The 25,228-nt window shown below is 50.5% G+C and carries 20 protein-coding genes, 1 tRNA gene and 1 riboswitch; of the genes, 10 read left to right on the top strand and 11 right to left on the bottom strand.

Annotated elements, in window-relative coordinates; all coding sequences use genetic code 11:
• Nucleotides 1–49: 49 nt before the first annotated feature.
• Nucleotides 50–161, bottom strand: a riboswitch (TPP riboswitch).
• A gap of 102 nt (nucleotides 162–263) precedes the next feature.
• Together ACR9EC_RS06505 and ACR9EC_RS06500 are read right to left on the bottom strand one after the other, a co-directional pair.
• Nucleotides 264–1,034 (bottom strand): GTP pyrophosphokinase, encoded by a 771-nt coding sequence (locus tag ACR9EC_RS06505; protein ID WP_435298436.1) that lies wholly within the window; start codon nucleotides 1,032–1,034, stop codon nucleotides 264–266.
• 96 nt (nucleotides 1,035–1,130) lie between these two features.
• Nucleotides 1,131–1,634: a MarR family winged helix-turn-helix transcriptional regulator gene (locus tag ACR9EC_RS06500; protein WP_435298435.1), complete on the bottom strand. Its 504-nt coding sequence runs from the start codon at nucleotides 1,632–1,634 to the stop codon at nucleotides 1,131–1,133.
• A 765-nt stretch (nucleotides 1,635–2,399) separates the two neighbouring features.
• On the opposite strand from ACR9EC_RS06500, the gene ACR9EC_RS06495 reads away from it, so the two are divergent.
• Together ACR9EC_RS06495 and ACR9EC_RS06490 are read left to right on the top strand one after the other, a co-directional pair.
• Entirely contained in the window at nucleotides 2,400–3,602 is a 1,203-nt protein-coding gene (locus ACR9EC_RS06495; RefSeq protein WP_435298434.1) for a hypothetical protein, read from the top strand.
• 26 nt (nucleotides 3,603–3,628) lie between these two features.
• Nucleotides 3,629–3,856, top strand: coding sequence for a hypothetical protein (locus tag ACR9EC_RS06490; protein WP_435298433.1), 228 nt, complete (start codon nucleotides 3,629–3,631; stop codon nucleotides 3,854–3,856).
• A 92-nt stretch (nucleotides 3,857–3,948) separates the two neighbouring features.
• Here the strand turns inward: ACR9EC_RS06490 and gndA are convergent, their stop codons facing one another.
• The 5 genes from gndA to ACR9EC_RS06465 form a co-directional block, all read right to left on the bottom strand.
• Complete coding sequence (gndA, locus tag ACR9EC_RS06485; protein WP_435298432.1) at nucleotides 3,949–5,397, bottom strand: NADP-dependent phosphogluconate dehydrogenase; 1,449 nt, start codon at nucleotides 5,395–5,397, stop codon at nucleotides 3,949–3,951.
• A 128-nt stretch (nucleotides 5,398–5,525) separates the two neighbouring features.
• Nucleotides 5,526–6,239 carry a FadR/GntR family transcriptional regulator gene (locus tag ACR9EC_RS06480; protein WP_435298431.1) on the bottom strand — a complete coding sequence of 238 codons (714 nt, stop codon included), beginning with the start codon at nucleotides 6,237–6,239 and terminating at the stop codon, nucleotides 5,526–5,528.
• Nucleotides 6,240–6,307: 68 nt separating this feature from the next.
• The gene (locus tag ACR9EC_RS06475; RefSeq protein ID WP_435298430.1) at nucleotides 6,308–7,510 is read right to left on the bottom strand and encodes an ABC transporter permease; all 1,203 of its coding nucleotides are present in this window, start codon (nucleotides 7,508–7,510) and stop codon (nucleotides 6,308–6,310) included.
• 8 nt (nucleotides 7,511–7,518) lie between these two features.
• On the bottom strand, nucleotides 7,519–8,433 hold the full coding sequence (locus tag ACR9EC_RS06470) for an ABC transporter ATP-binding protein (protein WP_435298429.1): 915 nt from the start codon (nucleotides 8,431–8,433) through the stop codon (nucleotides 7,519–7,521).
• A gap of 102 nt (nucleotides 8,434–8,535) precedes the next feature.
• The gene (locus ACR9EC_RS06465; protein ID WP_435300621.1) at nucleotides 8,536–9,162 is read right to left on the bottom strand and encodes a TetR/AcrR family transcriptional regulator; all 627 of its coding nucleotides are present in this window, start codon (nucleotides 9,160–9,162) and stop codon (nucleotides 8,536–8,538) included.
• 221 nt (nucleotides 9,163–9,383) lie between these two features.
• Between ACR9EC_RS06465 and ACR9EC_RS06460 the strand changes: the two genes are divergently transcribed.
• The 5 genes from ACR9EC_RS06460 to pth all read left to right on the top strand — a co-directional run bounded on the left by ACR9EC_RS06460 (nucleotide 9,384) and on the right by pth (nucleotide 13,861).
• Nucleotides 9,384–9,455: transfer RNA gene (locus tag ACR9EC_RS06460), tRNA-Gln, on the top strand.
• A 72-nt stretch (nucleotides 9,456–9,527) separates the two neighbouring features.
• Nucleotides 9,528–11,180, top strand: a complete 1,653-nt coding sequence (gene glmU / locus ACR9EC_RS06455; RefSeq protein WP_435298428.1) for a bifunctional UDP-N-acetylglucosamine diphosphorylase/glucosamine-1-phosphate N-acetyltransferase GlmU — start codon at nucleotides 9,528–9,530, stop codon at nucleotides 11,178–11,180.
• Nucleotides 11,180–12,163, top strand: a complete 984-nt coding sequence (locus tag ACR9EC_RS06450; protein ID WP_435298427.1) for a ribose-phosphate diphosphokinase — start codon at nucleotides 11,180–11,182, stop codon at nucleotides 12,161–12,163. Before glmU ends, ACR9EC_RS06450 begins: the two co-directional genes overlap by 1 nt.
• Before the next feature lie 350 nt (nucleotides 12,164–12,513).
• The gene (locus ACR9EC_RS06445; RefSeq protein ID WP_435298426.1) at nucleotides 12,514–13,098 is read left to right on the top strand and encodes a 50S ribosomal protein L25/general stress protein Ctc; all 585 of its coding nucleotides are present in this window, start codon (nucleotides 12,514–12,516) and stop codon (nucleotides 13,096–13,098) included.
• A gap of 166 nt (nucleotides 13,099–13,264) precedes the next feature.
• Entirely contained in the window at nucleotides 13,265–13,861 is a 597-nt protein-coding gene (gene pth / locus ACR9EC_RS06440; RefSeq protein ID WP_435298425.1) for an aminoacyl-tRNA hydrolase, read from the top strand.
• Here pth and ACR9EC_RS06435 read toward each other — a convergent pair.
• The 3 genes from ACR9EC_RS06435 to ilvD form a co-directional block, all read right to left on the bottom strand.
• The gene (locus tag ACR9EC_RS06435; protein ID WP_435298424.1) at nucleotides 13,854–14,888 is read right to left on the bottom strand and encodes an HTTM domain-containing protein; all 1,035 of its coding nucleotides are present in this window, start codon (nucleotides 14,886–14,888) and stop codon (nucleotides 13,854–13,856) included. The two genes, pth and ACR9EC_RS06435, sit on opposite strands and share 8 nt — an antisense overlap.
• Nucleotides 14,885–15,727 (bottom strand): DUF5819 family protein, encoded by an 843-nt coding sequence (locus tag ACR9EC_RS06430; RefSeq protein ID WP_435298423.1) that lies wholly within the window; start codon nucleotides 15,725–15,727, stop codon nucleotides 14,885–14,887. The genes ACR9EC_RS06435 and ACR9EC_RS06430 overlap by 4 nt, the downstream gene beginning before the upstream one ends.
• A gap of 96 nt (nucleotides 15,728–15,823) precedes the next feature.
• Entirely contained in the window at nucleotides 15,824–17,677 is a 1,854-nt protein-coding gene (gene ilvD, locus ACR9EC_RS06425) for a dihydroxy-acid dehydratase (protein ID WP_435298422.1), read from the bottom strand.
• Between the two features lie 142 nt (nucleotides 17,678–17,819).
• On the opposite strand from ilvD, the gene mfd reads away from it, so the two are divergent.
• Entirely contained in the window at nucleotides 17,820–21,497 is a 3,678-nt protein-coding gene (gene mfd / locus ACR9EC_RS06420; protein WP_435298421.1) for a transcription-repair coupling factor, read from the top strand.
• Here the strand turns inward: mfd and ACR9EC_RS06415 are convergent.
• A complete protein-coding gene (locus tag ACR9EC_RS06415; RefSeq protein ID WP_435298420.1) occupies nucleotides 21,442–22,533 on the bottom strand; it encodes an acyltransferase family protein in 1,092 nt (363 codons plus the stop codon). The genes mfd and ACR9EC_RS06415 overlap by 56 nt on opposite strands.
• A 165-nt stretch (nucleotides 22,534–22,698) precedes the next feature.
• On the opposite strand from ACR9EC_RS06415, the gene ACR9EC_RS06410 reads away from it, so the two are divergent.
• Nucleotides 22,699–23,262 (top strand): hypothetical protein, encoded by a 564-nt coding sequence (locus tag ACR9EC_RS06410; protein ID WP_435298419.1) that lies wholly within the window; start codon nucleotides 22,699–22,701, stop codon nucleotides 23,260–23,262.
• 431 nt (nucleotides 23,263–23,693) lie between these two features.
• Nucleotides 23,694–25,208, top strand: coding sequence for an ABC transporter substrate-binding protein (locus ACR9EC_RS06405; protein WP_435298418.1), 1,515 nt, complete (start codon nucleotides 23,694–23,696; stop codon nucleotides 25,206–25,208).
• The last annotated feature ends 20 nt before the right edge of the window (nucleotides 25,209–25,228 follow it).

The following is a 25,228-nucleotide window of genomic DNA, read 5'->3' as shown; positions in this document are numbered from 1 at the left end:
GCTGAAACTTTTTCAACAGAGTAGTTGGTGTGCGTGGGTGTGGAGACGTGCGTCAAGGAATCCTTCTTCCTTCGCCGGAATAACCCGGACAGGTTCCAACGGTGCTCAGACGGTTTTAATCTGATCTCAGCCCTGTACCCAGGGCGCCCGTGAGGTCAAAGGACACTTTAACGCATGACGTCACCTATATGTATATGAGTCCTACTGTGTGTGTACTGGTCACATGAGAAGTACACACACTTGTATGGTTTTTACATATAAATTTAGCGCTGTTCTTCTGCTTTAAAAGCCGCTGATTTAGCTTTGTCGTTGTCTGCTATTTCAAGGGAGAAACGTAATAGCCGATCGATCGCTTCACGCTGCATTTCGTCTTTGCGGCTGGGCGCTTCAGGGTCTTCGAGAGCTAACGCGTCTACTTGTTCTTTGAGTGCCTGCATTTTGTAGTCGAGACGTGTGGCAATGTCTGCTGCCTGTTTGAGTTCTTCGTCTAATTGCACGGGAACTTTGCCACGGTATTTGTAATAGATTTTGTGTTCGAGGGAAGCCCAAAAGTCCATGGCGATGGTGCGGATTTGGACTTCTACCATGACGTCTTTGGGCCCGTCAGAAAGAAACACGGGGACGGTCACGATGAGGTGCAGGCTGGAATATCCGTTGGATTTTGGGTGGGCAACGTAGTCGCGCTCATCGACGAGAGTGATGTCTTGCTGTTGTATGAGAAGGTCTCGCACTCGGTAGATGTCTTTCACGAACGAGCAGGTGACACGAATTCCTGCGATGTCGCGAACATGGATGGCGAGGTCTTCTTTAGAGTATGTGCAGCCTTTACGTTGGATTTTTTCCAGCACAGAATCGGGAGATTTTAGGCGGGACGAGACCGATTCGATGGGGTTGTAATCGTGAACGTGTGCGAACTCTTCCCGCAGGATGTTTATTTTGGTGAGTACCTCGTTCATGCCAAATTTGTAATGCATGAACATTCGAGACATTTCTCGGCGCAGCACTTGGATATCTTCTGCGGTGGGGGAGTCCACGATGTTTAACCTTTCGCACGCAATAGTTCATTACTATTATGACGCGCTTTGCGTGGATGATCCTAGGCCTTACGTATATGGGTAAGGGCGTGTTGGTTATTCGACGATGCCTTCGAACTGGCGTGTTAGGACGCGGAGCATTGCTGCGAGTGCGGACTGGTCTGAATCTTGTAGTGATTCGAGCACGTGATGTTCAATTTCGAGGAGGTCAGTGAATGCGGCATCGACGACTTCGCGGCCTGGTTCTGTGAGTTCAACGAGCACAGCACGTCTGTCGTCGGGGGATGGTCGGCGGATGACGAGGCCGCGAGATTCCATCCGGTCGATGCGGTTGGTCATGGTGCCTGAGGTGACCATTGTTTGGGTGACGAGTGCGCCGGGGGAAAGTATGTAGGGTTTACCTGCTCGGCGTAGTGCGGCAAGGACGTCGAATTCCCATGATTCGAGGCCGTTGCGTGTGAAGATTCCTCGGCGTACGCGGTCGAGGTGGCGGTCTAGTCGAGAGATCCTGGAGAGGATCGCGAGGGGTGTGACATCGAGGTCGGGGCGTTCGTTTTGCCACGCTTCGATGATGCGATCGACTTCGTCTCGATGTTCCATGCTTTGTAGTTTACTTGACATCAAGATTCTTGACGTGCGAACAAGTTGTGCACTCATTTGCGAGCGGCAAAACTGAGTGTAAATTTTTATTTGAATCAACATTTAATTATTTTACTTTTTGCGCTTTCATGACGGGTGTTAATCGAAAGTTGTCAATCCGTTCTGTCAATTTATTTTTTCCTGAGGTTTTTAATTATTTTTAGTAATTCCTATCTCGATTTCGTAATGTCATTTATGGAATGAGTGAGGTGGAGTTGTAAAACTTAAATATTAGTGCTGACGATGCTGGCTTTGCATAAAGCTAATGTTAGTGTAAAAATCAACAAATTTTTAAATATCAAAAAATCTGTTAACTGTAAATTCGGAAATTTTTGTCTTTCTGTAATTATAAGAAACGGAATTGATGGCAAGCATCTAATGGTGTGGGGATTTCTTTCTTGTTAATCTTGTTCAAAGATTCTATCTGGTGAATGCATTTATTTCGTCTATGTGTCAAATTTATGCTTATATAAAAATATAGAGGTTGATTTCTTTGAAATTCGACTAGGTGTATTTTTGCTGTTTTTATTTGATTTTTGTTTTGCGGAGCTGCTTTGCCGATTTTAACCTTTTCGTATTCAAACTTTATGATTTCACGACGCGACAGCTGACTTCTCTGCAATTTCTTGACTATTTTTATCATGTGGTATACGCTTCTTTTGTCCGTATTGGCGTTTATGCCCTTAGGAGTGGAAAATTTTTAGTTTGAAACATTTTTATTCGTCCATGACAACTTTGGTGGCAGTATGTGCATTAACGTTAGCCAGCGTTAACGCGGTAGCAAGTGAAAATGCTCCAGTGGAGATAACGGCTTCTACTGTTGTTGCTGATTCAATTAATAGGCATGTGTTGGAAAAGGCAGTTAAAAACTACAACCCTGTTAATGAGCAGACGGTCGTTGACCTTGTTAATGCTGTTGCAGCTGAATCGACTGTCGACATAGGCGACGCGGGACATGCATCAATCGAGAATGGCTGGATGCTATCAGGAAAAGAAGGACAGCCGGCCCTGGGTATTAGACTCGCCGGAACTGAAACTTCCAAGATGGCTGCTGGCGTTCTTGTTAGTCCAGACGTTGATAAGTCAATCACGGCAGTCAGTCGAGCGACAGGAGCAGGCGCTCAAGTTCTTGCCGTGCTTGAAGGTGCTGGAGATGTTCATTTTGACCTTGCTCTTCCGCAAAATGCAAGGTTACTTCCTCTTGCGGATGGGTCAATCTCCGTTACAGCCCCGGTGGAAGTTGAAGTTCCCTTGGCAGGTGAAGAAGCAAGAGTGGAAACCTCTGCTCAAAAAATTATTGGTGACATACAAACAGATGAAGAATTTGATTCTCTTACTGATGAGCAGTGGGAAAAGCTTGCGCGTATTCCCGATATTCAAACAAAAACTGAAAACTTAAGTCAAGAAATTGCAGTAATCAACCCTGCTTGGGCTGTTGATGCGAAAGGGGCGCCGTTAAAAACAGAGTATGTCCTTGAAGGGAATACGTTGATTCAACGAGTTCATACGGATGAAAGCACTGCTTTTCCAGTTGTTGCTGATCCATCTTGGACTTGGTGGGTTAAAAAGGGAGCAGCTTGTGCTGCGGGGGTGGCATCGATGGCGACGTTCGGTTATGCCAGAGTGTCGGTAGGTATCGCCAAGTTAGTTGTCAAAATGAAGAAGGCTCCAAGCGCAAGCAAGTTAGGCAAGGCATATGCTGCTTGGAAAAAATTGGGAACTTCTGAATCTGCAAGATTCAAAGAACTTGGCAGACAAATTAAATCGCTTGCCAGCTTAGTTGTAAAACACGGATCTAAAGGTTTGGGAAAGCATCGCGCGAAAGGTAGTAAAGCAGCAGCATCTATTTCTTTCATTATAGAAGGCGGTAAGGCAGTTGGATCACTGTTTGGTATTTATCAATGCTGGGAGATGGTTGATGCTATTTAATTGTAATCCATGAGGAGCTGAGTTTAATGGAAACTCTATTCTTTACTGCTTTGACAGGAATTTTCATTGTATTGATCATTTTCTCGTTTTTTATACGTAGAAAAGCAGCGTTAAAAGAAAACCCTCGCGCACCTTTTGGTGTGAAGGAATTTCGTGCTGGTTTTGATCGTAGGGATCGAGAAACGCAGATCATTTTCTTCATTTTTCTGGCAGTGACAGTTTTCCTCTGGGGCGTTGACCTTATATCCGCATAAAACTGATCGAACTTTTGAAAGAAAACTGCATGACAAAGGGGAGGGCTCACGCTATAGCGTGAGCCCTCCCCTTGCGCGTAACTGGTGATGTGTCAGTGGGTGTCTTCAGCGGAAACTTCGCTGCGGTCACCAGACCATAGGGTGTGGAATGTTCCTTCTTTGTCAGTGCGCTTGTAAGTGTGTGCACCAAAGAAGTCGCGCTGTCCTTGTACGAGTGCAGCTGGTAGGCGTTCTGCGCGCAGTCCATCGTAGTAAGCAAGTGATGAGGAGAACGCAGGCGATGGAATTCCGGATTCGATCGCTTTAATGATGACTCGACGCCATGCTTGTTCTGCTGTTGTGACAGCGTCTTTGAAGTATGGGGCAGCAAGCAGTACGACGAGGTCGTTGTCTGCTGCGTAGGCTTCGGTGATGCGGTTTAGGAACTGTGCACGGATGATGCAGCCAGCACGCCAAATCTTTGCGATGTCACCTTTTTTGATGTCCCAGTTGTATTCTTTCGCGCCTTCGATGATGGCGTCGAAGCCTTGGCTGTAGGCGACGATCTTGGAGGCGTAGAGGGCTTGGCGTACGTCTTCAATGAATGCTGTTTTGTCTTCAACGTTGACGGTTGCGCTTGGGCCGGGTAGGTCTGCTGAAGCTGCACGCTGCTCTGCTTTGGATGATACTGCGCGTGCGAATACTGCTTCGGCAATTCCTGATACGGGAACGCCAAGGCCGAGGGCTGTTTGAACAGTCCATACGCCTGTGCCTTTGGAACCTGCTGCGTCAAGAATGACATCGACGAGAGGCTTGCCGGTTTCTGCGTCTTTTTGGCGGAGAACTTCTGCGGTGATTTCGATGAGGTAGGACTCGAGTTCGCCTGTGTTCCATTGTGTGAAGACGTCTGCAATCTCGTCGGTTGATAGGCCGGCAACGTTACGCAGGAGGTCGTAGGCTTCGGCGATGAGCTGCATGTCAGCGTATTCGATGCCGTTGTGGATCATTTTGACGAAGTGACCTGCACCGTCGGCGCCAACGTGTGTGACGCATGGTTCTCCTTCAGCTATTGCTGCGATGGAGGAGAGGATTGGGCCTAGAGTTTTGTAGGACTCTTCTGTTCCACCAGGCATGATGGATGGGCCGTTGAGGGCGCCTTCTTCACCGCCGGAGATTCCAGCGCCGACAAAGTGGATGCCTGTTTCGCGGACGGCTGCTTCGCGGCGGATTGTGTCGGTGAACAGTGCGTTTCCGCCGTCGACGATGATGTCGCCGGGTTCGAATACCTCAACGAGTTGGTTGATGACTGCGTCGGTTGCTGCGCCTGCTTTCACCATGATGATTGCGGTGCGTGGCTTTGCGAGTTTGTCTGCGAAGTCTTGTACGGAGTCGCCGACGATGAAGTGTGCTTCTGGGTGTGCTTCTGCTACCGCGTGTGCTTTGTCTACGGAACGGTTGTAGATAGCAACGGTGTTTCCTTCACGGCTGGCTAGGTTTCGGGCGAGGTTTGAGCCCATGACTGCCATTCCTACAACGCCGATGTTCGCCTGTGCTTCAGACACAAATGCTCCTTATGGATGGTGCCGCCGTGGTGGCGTGCGCACGTTTTGGATACCTGACCAAGTATAAGTCTGATTTATTCGAATGTATATGTGCGGTCGATGATATAAAAAGTGCGAATTGTGGCTACTTACGAGAAATTGCGCGGCGATTGCTGCCACACGGGTTCTAACTCGTTCATTGTTCTGGTCATGATTTCTTTCATGACTGCGCTCGCGCCTTCAGCGTCTTTGCTGACGATCGCGTAGGCAACAGCTTCATGCCGTTTTAAGGTCGTTTCAGAAGGGTGTTTCGGCATGAATCCATGCTCGGTGCGTCCTCGGATTACTTCCGAGATGGCTGAATCGAGGCACGCAAACATGTCGTTTCCAGAAGATCGTAGAATTTCGCGGTGAAATTCAATATCTAAGTGCGCAAACGTATGCTCATCGCCAGCTTCGCCCGCGACACGCATCTCTTGCGCGAGTTGGACGAGGCGTTCACTGCGGTCAGTGGGCGCAAATGTGGCGGCAAGGGCAGCAGCAGCTGGCTCTACAGCTACTCGTAGTTCTGTCAGCGCCCGTAATTGCGCGCCTTGGTCGTGTGATGCTAAGCGCCACCGAATGAGCTGGGGGTCAAGAGCGTTCCATGAAGAAGGGGGCTGCACTCGAGTGCCAACGCGTTTTACTGATTCGGTGAGCCCCAATGATTGCAACACTCGAATAGCTTCTCTAATGACTGAGCGAGAAACCTGAAATCTATGTTCTAGTTCTTCAGCGAGCATGACTGTTCCCGGCTCGATCGTTCCATCAACGATAGACCGACCAAGGGCGTGAACGACGTGATCATGCAGGCTAGAAGACATGGGTACAGACTACCGGAGGTGGGGCAACAACTTTTAGGTCCATTGTTACCCCACCAAGATGCGCAGAGTTACGCCCCTTTGAGGGCGTCTCGCAACTTAATTTTCACTCCAGAGCGGCGGACGCCATTGGAATAAATCTTTGTTGTCAACGCATGTAGGAGCGGAATTGAAATGATTCCGATGGCTAACGCAATAAGTACTTCAGTAGTGGAAGCGACTCCATACGCGGAACGGATTGGCATAACAATAGGTGACGTGAATGGAACATATGATGCGATCGTCACAATTGGGGAGTCGGGGTCGTTTGGTGCGACGGAAACCCCAATCATGTACGCGATGATGACGAGCATCATGGGTATGGGGATGACTGACCCTAAATCTTCTTGACGAGAAACTAAAGCACCAAGTGCAGCAAAAATAAGCGCGTACACGATGTAGCCGATCAGGAACCAGACGAGGACCCACAACCCAATCTGAGCGATATCGAAGGAGAAATTGTCTGCGATGCCTAGAGCCTTCGCAGTCACGATCGCTGCTGTAACGTAAACGGCGACTTGTGTGATTGACGCTAAACCGATACCGATGACTTTTCCGGCAAGTAGTTGCCATGGTCGGACGGTTGCAAGCAGAACTTCGATGACACGTGACGATTTTTCTTCCACGACGCCTTGGGCAACGGCCATACCGCCGCCAAAAATACCTAAGTACAGTAAAAATCCAACAATGAATCCAACGGCTACTTGGGAACCATCAACTTCTGATGGCGGGTTAAGAACCTCAACAGCAATAGGTTCGTTGAGTTGTTTGAGCAGCGCTTCAACGTCAGTTCCGGCTGCTTGTTGCGTAATCTCGTTGAGTAAATGTGCGTGGTTTGAGTTCGTTACAGCTGTGGCGATGGGCGTAGCTGGTGACTCATGAACAATAAGTTCGAGTTGGCCGTTCGTTGCAATAAGTCCAGCATCTACGCTGCCCTCTTCTACACCTACAGTGAGTCGGTCTACATTGTTGTAGTGAGCAATAGTGACTTCGTGCTCGTTGGCTTCGAGCTCGGCAACAACAGCTTGTATAGCGGGGGAGTCGGCTGTTTCGGTTGTGCCTAGAGTGTAGGCGTCTGCACCACCGAAAAACTTCATGGCGATCAAACCGCCGACAATAAGTGCAGTGATGATGGCGGTAGAAATAATTGCTGCTTTAGAGCGTAAATGCACTGTTAGTTCGCGTTTAGCGACGAGCCATGTTGCAGATGCGGCAGACGCTTGTGGAATCGACATGGGGCGGTTCACTCCTGTGTAGTTTCAGGCTGGGCTACAGCGTCACGGAATAGGTCAGCCAGCGGCATGCGGTATCGGCCAAACGCTTCAATGTTGCCGTGCTGTAGAGCAGTTTTTAAGACGGTTTGTTCGTCGCCTTCAGCGGCCACAATAAATTCTGCGCGGCTGCCTTCAATTCCAACTGGTGTGATGCCTGCAATGGTTGAAAGCCAAGTGAAGTCGGTACCGTTTGCTACGGTGATGCGCCAACGATTACCAGCTTGGGCTTGTAGTTCGTCGGCGGTGCCAACGGCCACCATGGAACCTGCCTTGATGATGCCGATTTGGGTGCACAACCGCTCAACAAGTTCGAGTTGGTGTGACGAAAAAATAACTGGTGCGCCTTGCTGAGCGCGTTCGGTGAGGACCTGACTCATCACATCGACGGCAACGGGATCTAAACCAGAAAAGGGTTCATCCAAAATGAGGATTTCGGGTTCGTGCACAAGTGCTGCTGCGAGCTGTACACGTTGCTGGTTTCCTAGCGAAAGAGCCTGGACGATGTCATTACGTCGCTCAGCTATGCCGAGTCTTTCAGTCCACCGATTCATTGATGCAAGGGCATCTTTTTTTGTTAAACCGTGGAGCTGGGCAATGTAGGTGAGCTGATCGCCGACTTTCATTTTTGGGTAAAGGCCGCGTTCTTCAGGCATGTAGCCAATACGGCGACGAGAAGCAAAATTTAGTGGTGTTCCGTCAAGCAGGACTTCACCCGAGGTGGCTTCAAGCACGCCCAAGGCAATGCGCATAGTCGTTGATTTACCGGCTCCATTAGAACCGACGAATCCAAAGATCTCTGATTCGTTTACTGAAAAATTTAACGAATCGAGGGCTTTAAGGTCACCGTAGTTCTTCGATAAATTTCTGAACTCCAAGCGTGGCATACATCTCCTCTTTCTACCTATGAAGATGAGGCCACCCTAGCAGCAAAACCGCATGTTAAAGCCGAAAATTAGTACATTCCAGATCATACTTTCGGCTACGCCTTACGAAGGAGAGGGTTTGTCTGTTTCCTTGCGTTCCGTTGCTAAATGGGGGCGACGTTCTAGGCCGGACAGTCCATTCCATGCAAGGTTGACGAGGTGCGCAGCAACTTCCGTTTTCTTTGGGGAGCGTTCATCAACCCAGTGTTGTCCAGTAAGTGCAACCATTCCCACGAGCATCTGCGCATAGATAGGTGCAGTTTTTGGGTTGAGCCCGCGCTTTTTAAACTGGCCGGCGAGGAGGTGCTCAACTTTTGTTGCGACATCACCAATCAAACTAGAAAAAGATCCTGTGTTTTGCGTCATAGGTGAATCGCGCACAAGAACGCGGAAACCATCTTCGTTTTCTTCAATGTAGTCCAGTAGGGCAAAAGCCATACGTTCGACAATTATTTTGGGGTGCCCACCCTTATTGAGCGCTGATGTTAACGCTCCCGTGAGGTTTTGTATTTCACGGTCAACAACAACAGCGTAGATGCCTTCTTTTCCGCCAAAGTGCTCATAGACAACAGGTTTTGACACGCTCGCGCGCGTTGCTAATTCTTCAATTGAGGTGCCGTCAAAACCTTTTTCGGCAAACAGCTCGCGACTGATTGAAATGAGTTGCTCGCGCCGCTCGTGGGCAGTCATACGGGAGCGTGCTGGGCGCTTTGATTCAGAGGTCACCCTTCCATAATGCCCGATGCGAGTTTGGATCAGAAGAATTTACTGGCACAATAGTTATCGATCCCGCATCGAAGGCTCCACGAATCACCTCGATTCGAAAATTAGACCAAACATGGTCTAAACTCTGTGGAGGCCTTAGAAAGACAGGTTCCCGCTTTGGGTAACTGAATTTCATGCGAGGTTGATCCGCCTTGGTGTAATCGGCAGCACAGGGGTTTTTGGTGCCCTTAGTCTAGGTTCGAGTCCTGGGGGCGGAGCTACACACCACGTCTTTGCCATGACGTGGTTGATGTAGATGGCACTATTCTCAGAGCATTGGGGAGTCTCCTGTGACAACCGCTCAACCCGCGGCCGTTATTGTCCTTGCAGCAGGAGAGGGAACGCGGATGAAGTCCGCTACGCCCAAAGTTCTCCACACTCTCGCTGGACGCAGCATGCTCGGGCATGCAATATCAGCAGCTTTAAACGTTAACGCACAGCGCATTGCTGTTGTTGTTCGTCATGAACGCGACCTTGTAGCTGATCATGCTTTAGGGCTAGACCCGAACATCCTCATCGTTGATCAAGACGACATCCCTGGCACCGGACGCGCCGTGCAATGCGCTGTGAGCGTGTTAGACGCGACAGTACACGCTGCAGAAGCCTCAACTGGAGTGCCATTAGGTGCCGAAGGTAAAGGCACCTCTGAAGGACTAGCTGGTCCAGTCATCGTTGTTTCGGGTGACGTTCCGATGCTTGACGCTGAAACACTTGCGGAGCTTTTGGCTGCCCACGTGAATGACGGCAACGCTGTCACTGTACTCACCACAGAACTCGATGACGCAACAGGGTACGGCCGTATTGTGCGTGACGCCGACGGTACCGTTCTAGGAATCGTTGAGCACAAAGACGCTACTGACGAACAGCGCGATATTCGCGAAATTAACTCGGGTACATACGTTTTCGACGCAGCAGTATTGCGTCGTGCACTCGGCTCTGTTGATCGTAACAACTCACAAGGCGAGGTCTACCTCACTGACGTGCTTGCTCTAGCACGCCAAGAAGGCGGAGCGGTTCGCGCTGTACGCACAGACGACCCATGGTTAGTTGAAGGCGCCAACGATCGCGTTCAAGTTGCCGCACTACGTGCAGAATTCAACCGACGCATCGTCGAAAACTGGATGCGCGAAGGCGTGACCATTGTTGACCCGGCAACAACATGGATTGACGTGCAAGTCGAACTTGAACCAGACGTCACAATCTTGCCAAACACGCAGCTACACGGCGAAACAACCGTACGTAGCGGCGCCACTATTGGGCCAGACACTACACTGGACACCGTTTTTGTTGACGAAAATGCAACAGTAATTCGAACACACGGCTCACAGTCGCACATCGGCGCATCCACCAGTGTTGGGCCATTTGCTTACCTGCGTCCGGGCACGGAACTAGGCAGTCGCGGAAAAATCGGCACATTCGTCGAAACCAAAAACGCCACAATCGGTGCAGGCTCAAAAGTTCCACACCTGTCCTATGCGGGCGACGTCACCATCGGCGAAGACACCAACATCGGTGCTGGTTCTATCTTCGTAAACTACGACGGCGTCAACAAACACCAATCAAGTGTGGGGTCGCACTCTCGCACCGGAGCCAATAACCTGTTTATTGCACCCGTGCACATTGGAGATGGCGTCTACACAGGAGCTGGAACAGTAATTCGTCGCGATGTCCCAACAGGAAACCTTGCGGTTTCTGCGGGAGCCCAACGCAACATCGAAGGGTGGGTTGAACGTCGTCGCGCAGGAACAACGTCTGCTGTTGCTGCCGTGCGTGCGCGTGAACTCAACGCTTCTCCAGAAGCGAACCTTGGAGAACAAGCCCGTGCAGAAATGGCACAAGTGGAGTCTCCTAATGAGCAACCCGTTCCACAAAGCCATAACGTGAATACACAAAACTACACCGTGCCCGACACAAACACCCCCTTCGAAGGAACAAACGACTGATGACTGGCATCCTGTCCGCTGATGGTTCGAAACGACTCGTTCTCGTTTCTGGCCGAGCCCACCCAGAACTCGCAGCAGCTGTCGCGGAAGAGATGGGCACAGAGTTACTGCCAACTTCTGCATATGATTTCGCAAACGGTGAGATTTACGTGCGCTTTGGTGAAAGCGTGCGAGGTGCAGACGTATACGTCTTGCAATCGCACACGTCACCTATCAACCAGTGGATCATGGAGCAAATGATCATGGTTGACGCGTTGAAACGTGCATCAGCTAAAACCATCACCGTTGTTGCGCCGTTTTACGCGTACGCGCGTCAAGACAAAAAGCACAAGGGTCGCGAACCGATCTCCGCTCGTCTCATCGCAGACATGTACGAGGTTGCTGGCGCAGATCGACTCATGAGCGTCGACCTACACACCGCTCAACTCCAAGGATTCTTCAACGGCCCAGTCGACCACTTGTGGGCGATGCCGTTGCTTACCGAATACGTAAAATCACGTGTTGATTTGTCCAACGTAACTGTTGTTTCACCAGATGCAGGCCGTATCAAGGTAGCTGAGAAGTGGGCTGCAAAACTAGGCGGACACCCGCTTGCGTTTGTGCACAAAACCCGCGATATCAACCAGCCAAATCAGGCAGTCGCTAACCGCGTTGTCGGTGACGTTGTCGGTCGTTCATGCGTTCTCGTTGACGACCTCATCGATACAGGCGGCACTATCGCTGAAGCTGTGCGCGTGTGCATGGAATCAGGTGCAAAAGAAGTTATCGTCGCAGCCACACACGGTGTGCTGTCAGACCCAGCCGCACAGCGCCTGCAAGACTCTGGTGCTAAAGAAGTTGTCGTTACGGACACGCTCCCAATCACACAAGACAAGCGTTTTGAGAAGCTCACCGTGCTTTCCATTGCGCCGCTCCTTGCACGTGCAATTGAAGAAGTCTTTGCAGACGGCTCAGTAACGTCCTTGTTTGAAGGCAACTCATAAATGTGATGTTCGCCAGAATATAGCGAACGCAATATGGGTGTAACGAGGCCTGCTCTATAATGAAAGACGTGCCTCGGCGAGGGAGAGGCTTTCTTCACACACAATGGACTTGCGGAAAGATGCCGCAATAATCCAGAAGAAAGTCGGCTCCGTTATCGACTGGGCGGTTCGCTCCTTGCGCACCGTTGTGTCGTGAGCCTAGGAACCGCTGCCGAGGAATCTCTTCAGTTGCGCGCTTAACAGCGGCACATCACATGATGTGTGTTCCTGAGCCTCGCATCGAATCTTACAGATTCACAGGGTCATATTCGTACGCATCATTATGGTGCCAATTCGTCAAGGAGCAGAACATGTCAGACGTTAAACTCATCGCAGGTATCCGCGAAAACTTTGGTAAGGGTGCAGCACGTCAAGCACGCCGTGACGGTCACATCCCAGCTGTTGTGTACTCGCACGGTTCCGAGTCACTTCACATCCTCGTTGATGCACACGAGGCATTCCTCGTTATCAAGAACAACCGTCACTCCCTCATCGAAATTGAGGTGAACGGTGAAACAAAGACCACCATCATCAAGGATGTTCAGCGCGACGCTATCGGCCGCGTTATTGAGCACATCGACTTCCTCGCTGTAAAGAAGGGTGAGAAGCAAGTCGTTGAGGTTCCAGTATCTCTGACTGGCGAGCCTGCACCAGGCGGACAGGCAGTGCTTGAGCTTCTTAACGCTTCTGTAGAAGCAGACGTTGCTGCTCTTCCAGAATCAGTTGAGGTTTCTGTTGAGGGCGTTGCCGCTGGAACAGTTCTTCACGTTAAGGACGTTACACTTCCAGCAGGTCAAACTTGGGTTAACGACAGCGAGCAAGTCGTTGCAGTTGTCTCCGAAGTAGCAGCTGCTGCTGAGGAAACCGAAGAAGCACCAGCAGAAGCAGCTGAGTGAACTTCACGCTGAGTGCAGACTAAGGTCTACACAGTGACTACATGCAAGCGCCCAGCCTCAGGTTGGGCGCTTGCACTTTATGCGGAGAATAATGAAGCAACTCTTGACGCATATGCGAAACCTGCTCGGTATAATGCCGACGTATACGAGGTCAAAGGACTATGAAATGGCAGACGGACTGTATCTGGTTGTTGGTTTAGGAAACCCTGGACCAAAATATGAAGCAACCCGTCACAACATCGGACACATGGTCCTCGACGTCCTTGCGGGGCGTGCGGGAGTTAAATTTTCGGCGCATAAATCGCAGGCAGTAGTCGCAGAAGCACGTATGGGGATGCTCCCCGGAGGAGCGCCAGGCCCTCGTGTTATTTTGGCGAAACCCACGACGTTTATGAACACATCGGGTGGGCCAGTCGCTAACTTAGCCAAATACTTTGGTGTTGAGCCTGATCACGTCATCGTTGTGCACGACGAATTAGATATCTCTTTTGGTGATATAAAAACCAAAATTGGTGGCGGCGAGGGCGGACATAATGGGCTTCGCGATATTACGAAAGCTTTGAGCACTAAAGACTATGTACGTGTGCGTGCAGGTATTGGTCGTCCTCCTGGCCGTATGGAAGTCGTCGATTTTGTGTTGAAGCCTTTCTCTTCAACCGAAGTCAAAGAGCTGCCTTTCTTGCTCGACGATGCAGCTGACTGCGCAGAACTGATCGTTACTCAAGGACTAAACGCCGCACAGAGCAAATACCACACTAAGTAAGTACGTGTTCCTCACGCGTTTTTTCTTGTGGCACAAAATCAGGTTCTCGTTTAAAGCGCCCACGTATTTTTCGATACTTTTCTCGTGTCTTTTTATCGACCGCAGCATAGGTTGCGCTGGTGATAAATAAGGAATCTCCTGCCACCATCAGAAATGAGAAGAACGGCAACCCCATGAGCACCGCAATGCCAAGGTGCATGCCGATGATTCCCACTAAGGCAACCTTGCGTAATGTCGCATGAAGCAACATGAATGGAAAGAACAGCTGTAAGTACACGGCGGCATACGACGTAATCCAAATCGCTATGGAATTGGTTGATGCTAAAGCGCTGAGTTCAGGGAACGGCGAGAAATGTGGGATCTGTAGGGGGTAGTAGGTGGCCGTGCCGTGCTGCCATTTTGATCCTTGGATTTTAAACATTGCTGACGCTACGTAGATCATGCATATGTGTGCCGTGAACGCTGCAAGTGCTGCATTATGCACGACGACGGCATAAGGCTTCACCGCAGCATACAGGGTGCGAGGAAACTTGTGGTGGGGTGCTCGTACACGGCGTCTGGCATCAAATGACCAGTGCGCAGAGGTGTTCATGAAGAGCGCATACAGTAGAACAAAACGAACAAAATTATCGCTTTGATCAAGATAAACGCCATCTGAAAATGTAATCCACGTGTGTAAAACGAGTACGCAGAGGGTTGCAATGCGTGTATGCCATCCCACGAGAAAAGCGAAGGTTGCGATCCCCAACACTATGTAGGCAACGGTCATCACGGTGAGGTCGCTTGTTGGGCCAAAAAGTAGGCGCTGGAAGGGGAACTCTGAACTTGCGTGTAGTTCTTGTCCCCACGCGGAGGCTGGACCCCACAGGTAGCTTCGGAACGGAAAGTTCACGACAAGTTGAGTGAGCAGGGTTATTCCTACGACTATGCGTAAAAATGATGCGCCCCAGGAAGCTTTCTCATCTGTGCTGAGCCAGTCGAGAGTAGACGACCAGAAAGTACGTGCTGATACGGCCAAGCTTTTCATTGTGAAAATTCCTTTAATGCTTGGGCGAAGCCAGCTTCGTCTTGTCCGTTGAGTACGACTGCGGGGCGGCGTCCAGAAATGTAGATGATGCTTGTCGTGTTGTTTTCGATTGCGCGTTGATCAAAATTTGGGGTGGCAACACGATACACCCGGTATTGCACGAGATTGCCGGGTTGCAGTATTCCCTTGGCTTTTAAAAATTGTGTTGCATATGCGGTAGTCGCTTGGTCGGTAAGCAGCGCAGACTCGAAATCGTAGGGAGCAATGGAACCTACCCCTAGGGCTTCTTCTGTGATCCTATTCCACGCGTCATCGTGGTAGTGCAAGCTGAAGGCTCGCTCTTGATCGTCGGGAAGATCTAATATTTGTCGATGCACTTTACTTGCAAGTTTATTTGTAATGTTCGTTGCTGTGGTTGGCAACAGGTTGTGGTGTAAGCCTTCTAATTCAACCTGTGAAGCATCGATCCATTCGGATTCTGTGAGATCTTGCGGAACAGCACGAACCTCAAGATAGTAGGCTGCGCTTAGTGGTTCAGGTGCAAAAAGAGACCACGATTGTTGAAACATGGGCAACGTGTACGAACTGAGTGGCTCATATACAGCTTGAGACATCGGGTTGCGGGGCGTAATCCACAGGTACATGGCTGCAAGGTGGACAGCAACAGCACACGCAATGATTCCAGCGAAAATGCGTGGGCCTTTACGCGTAGGCGTAGGCGATGCTTCTTGTGTGCGTGGGTAGTCAGTCAAGAGCTCATCCTCATCAACGGGTACTGAGGCGAGATTACACCGCGTCATATTCATGTCAATGAAGACAAGTGGATTTGCAGTCCCCATGTACTCATTGTGTGCTGTGTGGTGAGGCAATAACGTGACGGGGTCTCACGCACAGTACATCGCGTGAGACCACGACACAGGTAAAACGTTGAGTGGCTAGTTCAGTTTAGAAATATCGCGTACCGCGCCTTTGTCGGCAGAGGTGGCCATCGCGGCGTAAGCCTTTAACGCGGCAGACACTTTACGGTCACGGTTTACCGGTTGCCAGGGACGTTCAGAAGCTTCCATCTTTGCTCGGCGTTCAGCCAACACATCATCAGGAACATTTAGCGTGATAGACCGCGAATTGACGTCGATTTCGATTTCGTCGCCATCTTCGATGAGTCCGATTGTTCCACCGGCTGCTGCTTCGGGAGAAATGTGTCCTACTGAGATTCCTGACGAACCGCCAGAGAAGCGGCCATCAGTGATGAGTGCACACACTTTTCCTAGTCCGCGACCCTTGATGAAGGATGTTGGGTATAGCATTTCTTGCATGCCTGGACCGCCAGCTGGTCCTTCGTATCGAACCACAACAACATGACCGGGCTTCACCTGTTTGGTCAGGATCTTATCGACGGCTTCTTCTTGCGATTCACACACAAGTGCGGTGCCCACAAAGTGGAATACGTCAGGGTCGATACCAGCAGTTTTAATAACTGCACCGTCTTCTGCAACGTTTCCGCGCAGTACGGCCAAACCGCCTTCAGCAGTGTACGCATGTTCAACGGAACGAATACATCCGTTTTCAGCATCCGTGTCGAGTGATTCCCAACGGTTATTTGTGGAGAACGCGAGCGTGGTGCGCACTCCACCGGGAGCCGCGTAAAACAGTTCGGTTGCTTCCGGTGTTGCTTTTCCGCCGCGAATATCCCAGTTATCAAGCCATTCGGTGAGTGTTGCAGTGTGCACTGATGTTACGTCGGTTTCGAGCAGTCCACCGCGGTTGAGTTCACCAAGGAGTGCTGGAATACCGCCAGCGCGGTGAACATCTTCCATGTGGTAGTCCGGGTGGTTTGGTGCGACCTTGGACAAGCATGGAATACGGCGAGAAATCGTTTCAATGTCGGAAAGGTCAAAGTCCAGTTCTGCTTCTTGCGCTGCGGCAAGGATGTGCAACACAGTGTTTGACGATCCACCCATAGCAACGTCGAGTGTCATCGCATTGTTGAATGCAGATTTGTTTGCGACAGCGCGGGGGAGTACTGATTCGTCGTCTTCAAAGTAATAACGTTGAGCGATCTCGACGATTGTGCGCCCGGCTTCTTCGAACAGAGCACGACGCTTTTCATGCGTTGCAAGCACAGAACCATTACCCGGCAGAGACAGCCCCAACGCTTCAGTAAGACAGTTCATGGAGTTTGCGGTAAACATTCCAGAACATGAACCACAGGTAGGGCACGCAGCTTCTTCGACCTGCTTGAGGGCGTCGTCGGAAACGTTGTCATCTGCTGAATAGTTGATTGCATTGACAAGGTTGAGGTGTGTTTTTGCTACGCCGTCAGCAATAACTGCTTTGCCGGCTTCCATCGGGCCACCAGAAACAAAGATGACTGGGATGTTCAACCGTAACGCGGCATTCAGCATGCCTGGAGTGATCTTGTCGCAGTTTGAAATGCACACAATAGCGTCTGCGCAGTGCGCTTCAACCATGTACTCAACAGAGTCCGCGATGAGGTCACGTGAAGGAAGGGAATACAGCATGCCACCATGTCCCATGGCGATGCCGTCGTCGACAGCAATGGTATTGAACTCGCGCGGAATGCCGCCAGCCGCTTTAATAGCGTCTGAAACGATGCGTCCAACAGGCTGCAAGTGAGTGTGACCGGGAACAAACTCGGTAAAAGAGTTGGCAACTGCGATAATTGGTTTGCCAAAATCGTTTCCGTCGACACCAGCGGCGCGCAGCAATGCGCGGGCTCCGGCCATGTTCCTACCGTGGGTCACCGTGCGTGAACGTAATTGAGGCATTGGATCACTCCAACTCTCTACTAGGGCTTAACCAATACACTCAGTGTAAACCTGTCCAAGGGATGAGCCGAGCGCTGTTCAATTGGTGGAACGCTAGGTGTGGAGTTGAACCCAAAAAGAACCCAACGATGAAAAGGTCCCCATGAACCTCACAGGAATAATTCCTGCACTCCTCAAAGATCACGGAGCAGCCGAAGTAATCGAACACGTACCCACACGCGGACACCTCAACGTCATCGCACCACTAGGAGTACGAGCCCCACTACTAGCCGCAATGGCCGGAGCCCAAGACACCCCAAGCCCCGTACCCACCGTGAGCGACAAAGGATCACGACCACTCGTCGTCGTCACCGCAACCGGACGCGAAGCAGACGAACTCGCACACGCCCTACGCTGCTACCTCCCATACGAATCCGTGGCAGTCCTACCCGCATGGGAAACACTGCCCCACGAACGCCTATCACCACGAGCCGACACAGTAGCGCGCCGCCTCGCAGTCTTCCGCAGACTCGCCCACCCAACAACCGAAGGCATTACCGCACACATTCGCGTCCTCATCATGCCCGTGCGGGCCCTACTACAACCCGTCGTCGCTGGACTAGGCGACCTCGAACCCGTCCGACTCGTGCAAGGCGACAACGCTGACCTCTCCGACGTAGCAGACGCACTAGCCGCCGCAGCATACTCCCGCGTAGACATGGTAGAACGACGCGGAGAATACGCAGTACGAGGCGGAATCCTAGACGTATTCCCACCCACAGAAGCCCACCCACTACGCGTAGAATTCTTCGGCGACGAAATCGACGAAATCCGATGGTTCGCCGTCGCCGACCAACGATCACTAGAAACCGCAGAACACGGCCTCTGGGCTCCACCCTGCCGCGAACTCCTCCTCACCGAACAGGTCAAACAACGAGCAGAACGCCTCAAAGAAAACCTCCCCGGCGCCATCGAAATGCTCGAAAAAATGGCACACGGAATCGCCGTTGAAGGCATGGAAGCACTCGCACCAGCCCTCGTCGACACAATGATCCCAGTCATTGACTTAGTCCCCGACGAAGCACTACTCGTACTGTTCGACCCAGAAAAAATTCGTCGCAGAGCACACGACCTCGTTGCCACAACACAAGAGTTCCTCGCCGCAGCATGGACTGGCGCCGCCGCCGGCGGAGCAACCCCCATAGACCTGTCAGCCGCCTCTTTCTTAACCCTTGAACAAGTCCAACACTTTGCTAGCCAACGCTCACTCGGGCAATGGAACCTCGCCGCCTTCGGAGTAGGCGGAGCCCCCGCAACAACAAACGCAGAGAACCCACAACCCGACGAAGACGAACAAGCCCTATTTGACTCGTTAGCCGCTGACGGTCTAGAGGTGCCCGAGGCTATTCGTATTGGCGCTCGCGACATTGAAGCATACAGAGGCGACCTAGAACGTGCCCTCGACGACGTGAAATCTTTGCAGCGTGCAGGCTGGAAACTCGTTATGGCAGCCGAAGGGCCTGGACCTGCTAAGCGTTTTGTTGAACAATTCAGTGCACTTGATACACCTGCGCGACTCGACACAGACCTCACCGGTGACATCGAAAGTGGCATCGTTCACGTCATACCAGCGCCAGCCGGTGCCGGATTCGTCGCCCCTGAACTGCAACTCGCAGTGTTCTCAGAATCAGATTTAACTGGGCGTGCCGGAACCTCAACCAGAGATATGCGCAAAATGCCGTCCAAACGGCGAAACGTTGTTGACCCGTTGCAACTGCGTGCAGGTGATTTTGTTGTGCATGAGCAGCATGGTGTCGGACGTTTTGTGGAGCTGGTGCAGCGCAAACTTGGTGGCGGTGCACAGGCCGCTATGCGCGAATACATGGTCATCGAATATGCTGCGTCTCGAAAAGGGCAGCCAGCGGATCGTCTCTTTGTGCCTATGGACCAGCTTGATCAGGTTACGAAATATACCGGTGGCGAGTCACCTACCGTCAACAAAATGGGCGGTGCAGATTGGCAAAAAACGAAGTCTCGGGCACGGAAAGCCATCCGTGAAATCGCGCATGAGTTGATTCGTTTATATTCTGCCCGCCAAGCAACTAAAGGGCACGCTTTCGCTCCTGACACACCATGGCAGCGAGAACTCGAAGACGCATTCGCATACATTGAAACCCCAGACCAGCTTGCAACTATTGACGAAGTCAAAGCGGACATGGAAAAAGAAATGCCCATGGACCGTCTCGTCTGCGGCGACGTCGGGTATGGAAAAACAGAGATCGCTGTTCGCGCAGCATTTAAAGCAGTGCAGGACGGTAAGCAAGTCGCGGTTCTCGTGCCAACGACCTTGCTCGTCCAACAACATTACGACACCTTCTCTGAGCGTTATGCCGGTTTCCCTGTGACGGTGAAAGCACTATCACGATTCCAAACAGACAAAGAAGCAAAAGAAGTGTTGGACGGTCTATCAAAGGGGACCGTTGACGTTGTCATCGGTACACACCGCCTACTTTCAGGGTCTGTGCACTTTAAAAACCTTGGACTCGTCATTATCGACGAGGAGCAGCGTTTTGGTGTTGAACATAAAGAAACCCTCAAGCAGCTGCGAACAAACGTTGACGTGCTAGCGATGAGTGCAACCCCGATCCCGCGTACGCTGGAAATGGCGGTTACGGGCATCCGTGAAATGTCTACATTGGCGACACCACCTGAAGAACGCCACCCTGTTCTCACATATGTTGGCGCGTATGAAGAAAAGCAGATTATTGCTGCGGTGCGCCGCGAATTGCTGCGCGAAGGCCAAGTGTTTTACGTGCACAACAAAGTTGATTCGATTAACCGAACCGCATCGAAATTGATGGAACTTGTTCCTGAAGCGCGTGTCCGTGTGGCTCACGGAAAAATGAATGAACACGAACTCGAGCAAGTGATCATGGACTTTTGGGAAAAGAAATTTGATGTTCTTGTCTCAACAACCATCATCGAAACGGGCCTCGATATTTCAAACGCGAACACTCTTATCGTGGAGAGGGCAGACGTGCTAGGACTGTCACAGCTTCACCAGTTACGTGGACGAGTTGGGCGTGGGCGCGACCGAGCATACGCATATTTCTTGTATCCGCCAGAGAAACCATTGACTGAAACTGCGCACGATCGTCTTGCCACTATTGCAGCGAACACTGATTTAGGTTCGGGTATGCAGGTTGCTATGAAAGACCTAGAGATACGTGGTGCAGGTAACCTGCTTGGCGGCGAACAGTCTGGTCATATCGCGGGGGTCGGATTCGACTTGTATGTGCGTATGGTTGGTGAAGCTGTGAACGCGTTCAAAGGTGACTATGCTGAGGAACTGCCTGAAGTCTCGATTGAACTGCCGATCGACGCGCATATCTCCCACGAATACATTGCGCACGAACGTTTGCGTCTGGAAGCGTATCGGAAGATCGCTCAGGCCACCCATGAAGAACAGCTTGAAGCGATTAGAGACGAACTGCTTGACCGTTATGGTTTGCTCCCCGCCGAAGTAAATAACCTGTTCCTTGTCGCGTCATTCCGTAATTTTGTGCGTGAAGCAGGAATACATGACATTACTGTGCAAGGAAAGTATGTTCGCTTCGCTCCCGTAGAGCTTCCTGAGTCAGCAACCATGAGGTTGAAGCGAATCTACCCGGGAACAATGATTAAACCTGCGGTTCGTACCATTCTTGTCCCGTACCCAACAACGGCACGCATTGGTGGCACGCCGTTGCGTGGCGAAGAAATCCTAGAGTGGGCTCGTCAACTGATCAAGATCGTTGTTCAAGGCGATGTTTCTGCTGCAGCGACAGCTGGTGCGAGGTAACTGCTGGTAGATCGGAAGTGGCTGGATCAGGAGTTAGCGAGTCAATGATGCGAGTCACAGGTTTCAGGAATAGTCTTTCAAAAGGTTTGTGCATGAGGATCGAAAGCAAAACGGATGCAGTGATCATGGCAGGAACCCAGTAGGCGTGTGTCCGTAAGTAGTCGAGGTCATAGCCTGCATAGAGAATAGTTTGATTGATGGCAGTTATGAAAGCCATATGCAAAATGTAGATAGTCAACGCGTATTTTCCCATATAGGAAATGAAATTTGGTTGAGCGTTGCTGTTTCCTGCCCATGAAATTGCTGCGAATACAGAAATTATGAGGAAAATATCGATTAAATTACCGCTATCCAAGATGCGAGGGGCAGCGTATGCGGTTATTGCAGAAATGCTTATAATTCCGTAGAAGCGATAATTTTTTTGCAAAAATTTTCCTGCAAGCATTCCTAGTGACGTATAGAAGAGTGCGCGGGGGAAGCCACCGTGTGCAACTATAGGGTTAAAATCAATGAAGCTTGATAGATGGGCGATATACAGCAAAGTCGACATAATGAATATTTTTTGAGTGGAAAATCCTTTAGATCGAAGAAAAGCAATGATTAAACCAGCTAATGTGGCTGCCATTAAATACCAGAGGTGGAATTGGGCAAAGTCACCTCGAATAAATGCGCCAACTGTCCATTTCGACAATAAGTTTCGCAATGAATCCCAAAAAGCGATATCCAAGAAATAGCGATTGCCGGCTATTTTACTAATGTTAAATACCGTATAGAGAATGCTTGCGGCGATATAAAGTGAAAAAACTTTAATTGAAAAAGAAATTATTTTTTTCGGTGAGGAGTTTTGTAATAGCAGGCCTGATGCTGCGAAGAAGAAAGGGACAGCGAATTCTAAAAAATAACGGTACCATTCGTAGTTTAAAACCGTTGCTGTTTTCGTGTGGTACAAGTACGACGAAGCGTGAATCGCGACTACCATGATCGCGGAAATAAATTTAAGGGCATCTAGTCGGTAGAGGTGTTTTTGCGTTTCCACATGGTTAGTTTATGTGTAAAGCTAGGCGAGAGAGAAAATGGTGAAAAATTGCAGTAAACACATCCCGCTTAACATTATTTGTCCTTATTGGGCTGCTTTTAATAGAAAAAGAAACCTTTTCTAAAGTGTGTTCCGTGTTGGCGTGGTACGTGCGAAGATAGGGCTATGTCTGATGCTGTAGCCCTATCATCTGCTCGTTCATTCATCGTGCGACAAAAAATACACATCGTATCTAATACGTATGTGATTGAAGGAAGCGATGGGGCTCTGCTTGGTTATGCGCAGCAGAAAGTCATGGCATTGCGTGAGCGCGTACGGTTTTACTCAGATGAGCAGAAAACGGTTGAGCTCTTTTCTTTCCAAGCGCGTAACGTGTGGGATACGACTGCCGTATGTGACGTGTTTGATGGGAATGGTCAGCCCATAGGCTATTTTGCAAAAGAATTTGGAAAGTCACTGCTGCGGTCTGCCTGGAATCTGAACTGTGCGGCAGGTTCATATCATGGGCAAGAACGCAGCCAAGGGTTCGCGATTCTGCGCCGCCTGATTGAAGATGTGCCGAACATGTACAACTTCGATTTTGTTGATTCACGAGGTGAACAGGCATTTAGCATCAATGCAAAGTTCGCTATGCGAGACACCTATAGCGTGGATATTCAAGATGAACAGATTGATGGCCGTGTAGTGGCGGCTATGGCTGTTGCTTTAGATGCATTACAAAACAGGTAATTTTCGCGTTTTCTTGCAGCACTAGTACACGAGCTAATGCTGCGTGGTTGTTGCAGAAAAATATTCCCTTGCGGTGTGTGACGTGGCCAATACTTAGCAGGGTGTAACTTTGTGCACCCCTCATGTAATACTTGACGCATCATGTATTACAACACTGCATCCGAAACGAACACCGTGCCCCGCGTCGCCGGCACCGTGTGTTGTTGCTGTTGTTGATTCTCCCCTTGGCGTGAGAACAGCAAGGCTGCCCAAGCCTGCCATAAAGCTGACACCGCCAACCGGCTAGATTGCCTGCATTAATTCTGACAAACAGGTTGTAGGTCTAGCACCACAAGTTTTCCCTCCCTTTTTATGCGGCGCATTACCCTAACTGCAGGTGCAGGTTATGCAGCCGACCCCATGTTAAAGCACTTGCAGAACGGAACACCGCAATGAAAACCAGGCTTTCCCTGGCAGCTGTCGTACTTGCTTCTACGCTCGTACTTGCAGCGTGCGGCTCAAACGACACGACAACTTCTGAAAAATCGTCGCAAGGTTCAACAGCTACCACCGAAGAAATCGTTATTGGTAGCACAAACGAACCAACATCATTCGAACGTAACGTTGGTGGATCATCAGGAATCTCCGAAACCACCACACGCAACGTATACGAAGGTCTAACCTCCATCGACGATGACGGAAAAGTCATCAACACCTTGGCAAAGACTATCGACGTATCAGAAGACGGCCTCACCTACACCTTCACTCTCCAAGATGGCGTAAAGTTCCACGACGGCACAGCATTAACCTCACAAGACGTGAAGTGGTCTATCTCAGAGGCAATCGCACCAGAATCCAAATCAGCACGTAAATCTGACTTGGCTGTGATCAACAAGATCGACACTCCAGATGACGGAACTGTCGTGCTCACCCTTGACCACCGCAGTGCTTCGCTTCCGTTCTTCCTCGCCTCAGTCACCATCGTGAAAGACGGCGATAAAGAAAACACGTCAGAAAACGGCACCGGCCCATACAAGCTCGTTGAATGGGTGCAAGGCGACCACCTCACCCTCGTCCGCAACGACGACTACTGGGGCGAAAAAGCGAAAAACCCTGGCGTAACCTTCCAGTTCTACGCTGACGAAACAGCCATGAACAATGCGCTAGCAACAAACGCAATCGACCTTGTACTGCAAGAAGAAAACCCAGACCAGCTTGCACAATTTGAGAACAACGACCAGTACACAGTGACTGAAGGAAACTCAATTAAAAAGTGGGTATGGACCTTCAACAACAAAGAGAAGCCATTCACTGACACCAAGGTCCGTCAAGCCCTCTACACTGCAATCGATCGCGAAGCGATCCTCTCCGCAGTATGGGGAAACTACGGAACAGTTATCGGGTCCATGCCACCAGTGTCAGAACCATGGTATGACGAAACCTTTGCAAGCATCCACGCATACAACCCTGAAAAAGCCAAGGAACTCCTTGACGAAGCAGGCGTGAAAGACTTGTCATTCGGTATCAAATACGTTGCAGGTAGCAGCGAAGAACTCATCGTCCAACAACTCAAAGCTGACCTCGCAGCTGTTGGAGTCACCCTAGAACTACAACCAATCGACGATTCAGGATGGTACGAGCAGGTCTACACCAACAAGGACTACGAGACCACGCTCATGAACCACAACAACCCACGCGACGTGCTGTGGTACGCAAACCCAGACTTCTACTGGCAATACGACAACGCTAAGGTGCAAGAACTCAAAGTTGCATCCGACGAAGCCGCAACAGAAGAAGAGCAAGTCAACGCGATCCATGAACTCTCAGCAACCATCGCACAAGACGCACCATCTGCGTGGCTCTTCCAAGCACCACAGATTCGTGTAGCACAATCCAACATCACCGGATATTCGGCCGACAAGAACGCTGAACCGTTCTACGTCGCGAACATTACCCGCACATCCTGATAAGTTAACGCTCGTGCCGC

Source organism: Timonella sp. A28 (assembly GCF_051200815.1).
GTDB lineage: Bacteria > Actinomycetota > Actinomycetes > Actinomycetales > Cellulomonadaceae > Timonella.
This window is presented reverse-complemented; position numbering and strand designations above follow the sequence as displayed.

Coding starts and splice junctions, on each gene's coding strand:
- ACR9EC_RS06490 (WP_435298433.1), top strand. CDS start 3,629: ATGGAAACTCTATTCTTTACTGCTTTGACAGGAATTTTCATTGTATTG.
- mfd (WP_435298421.1), top strand. CDS start 17,820: ATGAACCTCACAGGAATAATTCCTGCACTCCTCAAAGATCACGGAGCA.
- pth (WP_435298425.1), top strand. CDS start 13,265: ATGGCAGACGGACTGTATCTGGTTGTTGGTTTAGGAAACCCTGGACCA.
- ACR9EC_RS06405 (WP_435298418.1), top strand. CDS start 23,694: ATGAAAACCAGGCTTTCCCTGGCAGCTGTCGTACTTGCTTCTACGCTC.
- ACR9EC_RS06480 (WP_435298431.1), bottom strand. CDS start 6,239: ATGTCTTCTAGCCTGCATGATCACGTCGTTCACGCCCTTGGTCGGTCT.
- ACR9EC_RS06470 (WP_435298429.1), bottom strand. CDS start 8,433: ATGCCACGCTTGGAGTTCAGAAATTTATCGAAGAACTACGGTGACCTT.
- ACR9EC_RS06450 (WP_435298427.1), top strand. CDS start 11,180: ATGACTGGCATCCTGTCCGCTGATGGTTCGAAACGACTCGTTCTCGTT.
- ACR9EC_RS06500 (WP_435298435.1), bottom strand. CDS start 1,634: ATGGAACATCGAGACGAAGTCGATCGCATCATCGAAGCGTGGCAAAAC.
- ACR9EC_RS06430 (WP_435298423.1), bottom strand. CDS start 15,727: ATGGGGACTGCAAATCCACTTGTCTTCATTGACATGAATATGACGCGG.
- ilvD (WP_435298422.1), bottom strand. CDS start 17,677: ATGCCTCAATTACGTTCACGCACGGTGACCCACGGTAGGAACATGGCC.
- ACR9EC_RS06435 (WP_435298424.1), bottom strand. CDS start 14,888: ATGAAAAGCTTGGCCGTATCAGCACGTACTTTCTGGTCGTCTACTCTC.
- ACR9EC_RS06410 (WP_435298419.1), top strand. CDS start 22,699: ATGTCTGATGCTGTAGCCCTATCATCTGCTCGTTCATTCATCGTGCGA.
- ACR9EC_RS06475 (WP_435298430.1), bottom strand. CDS start 7,510: ATGTCGATTCCACAAGCGTCTGCCGCATCTGCAACATGGCTCGTCGCT.
- ACR9EC_RS06495 (WP_435298434.1), top strand. CDS start 2,400: ATGACAACTTTGGTGGCAGTATGTGCATTAACGTTAGCCAGCGTTAAC.
- ACR9EC_RS06465 (WP_435300621.1), bottom strand. CDS start 9,162: ATGACTGCCCACGAGCGGCGCGAGCAACTCATTTCAATCAGTCGCGAG.
- ACR9EC_RS06445 (WP_435298426.1), top strand. CDS start 12,514: ATGTCAGACGTTAAACTCATCGCAGGTATCCGCGAAAACTTTGGTAAG.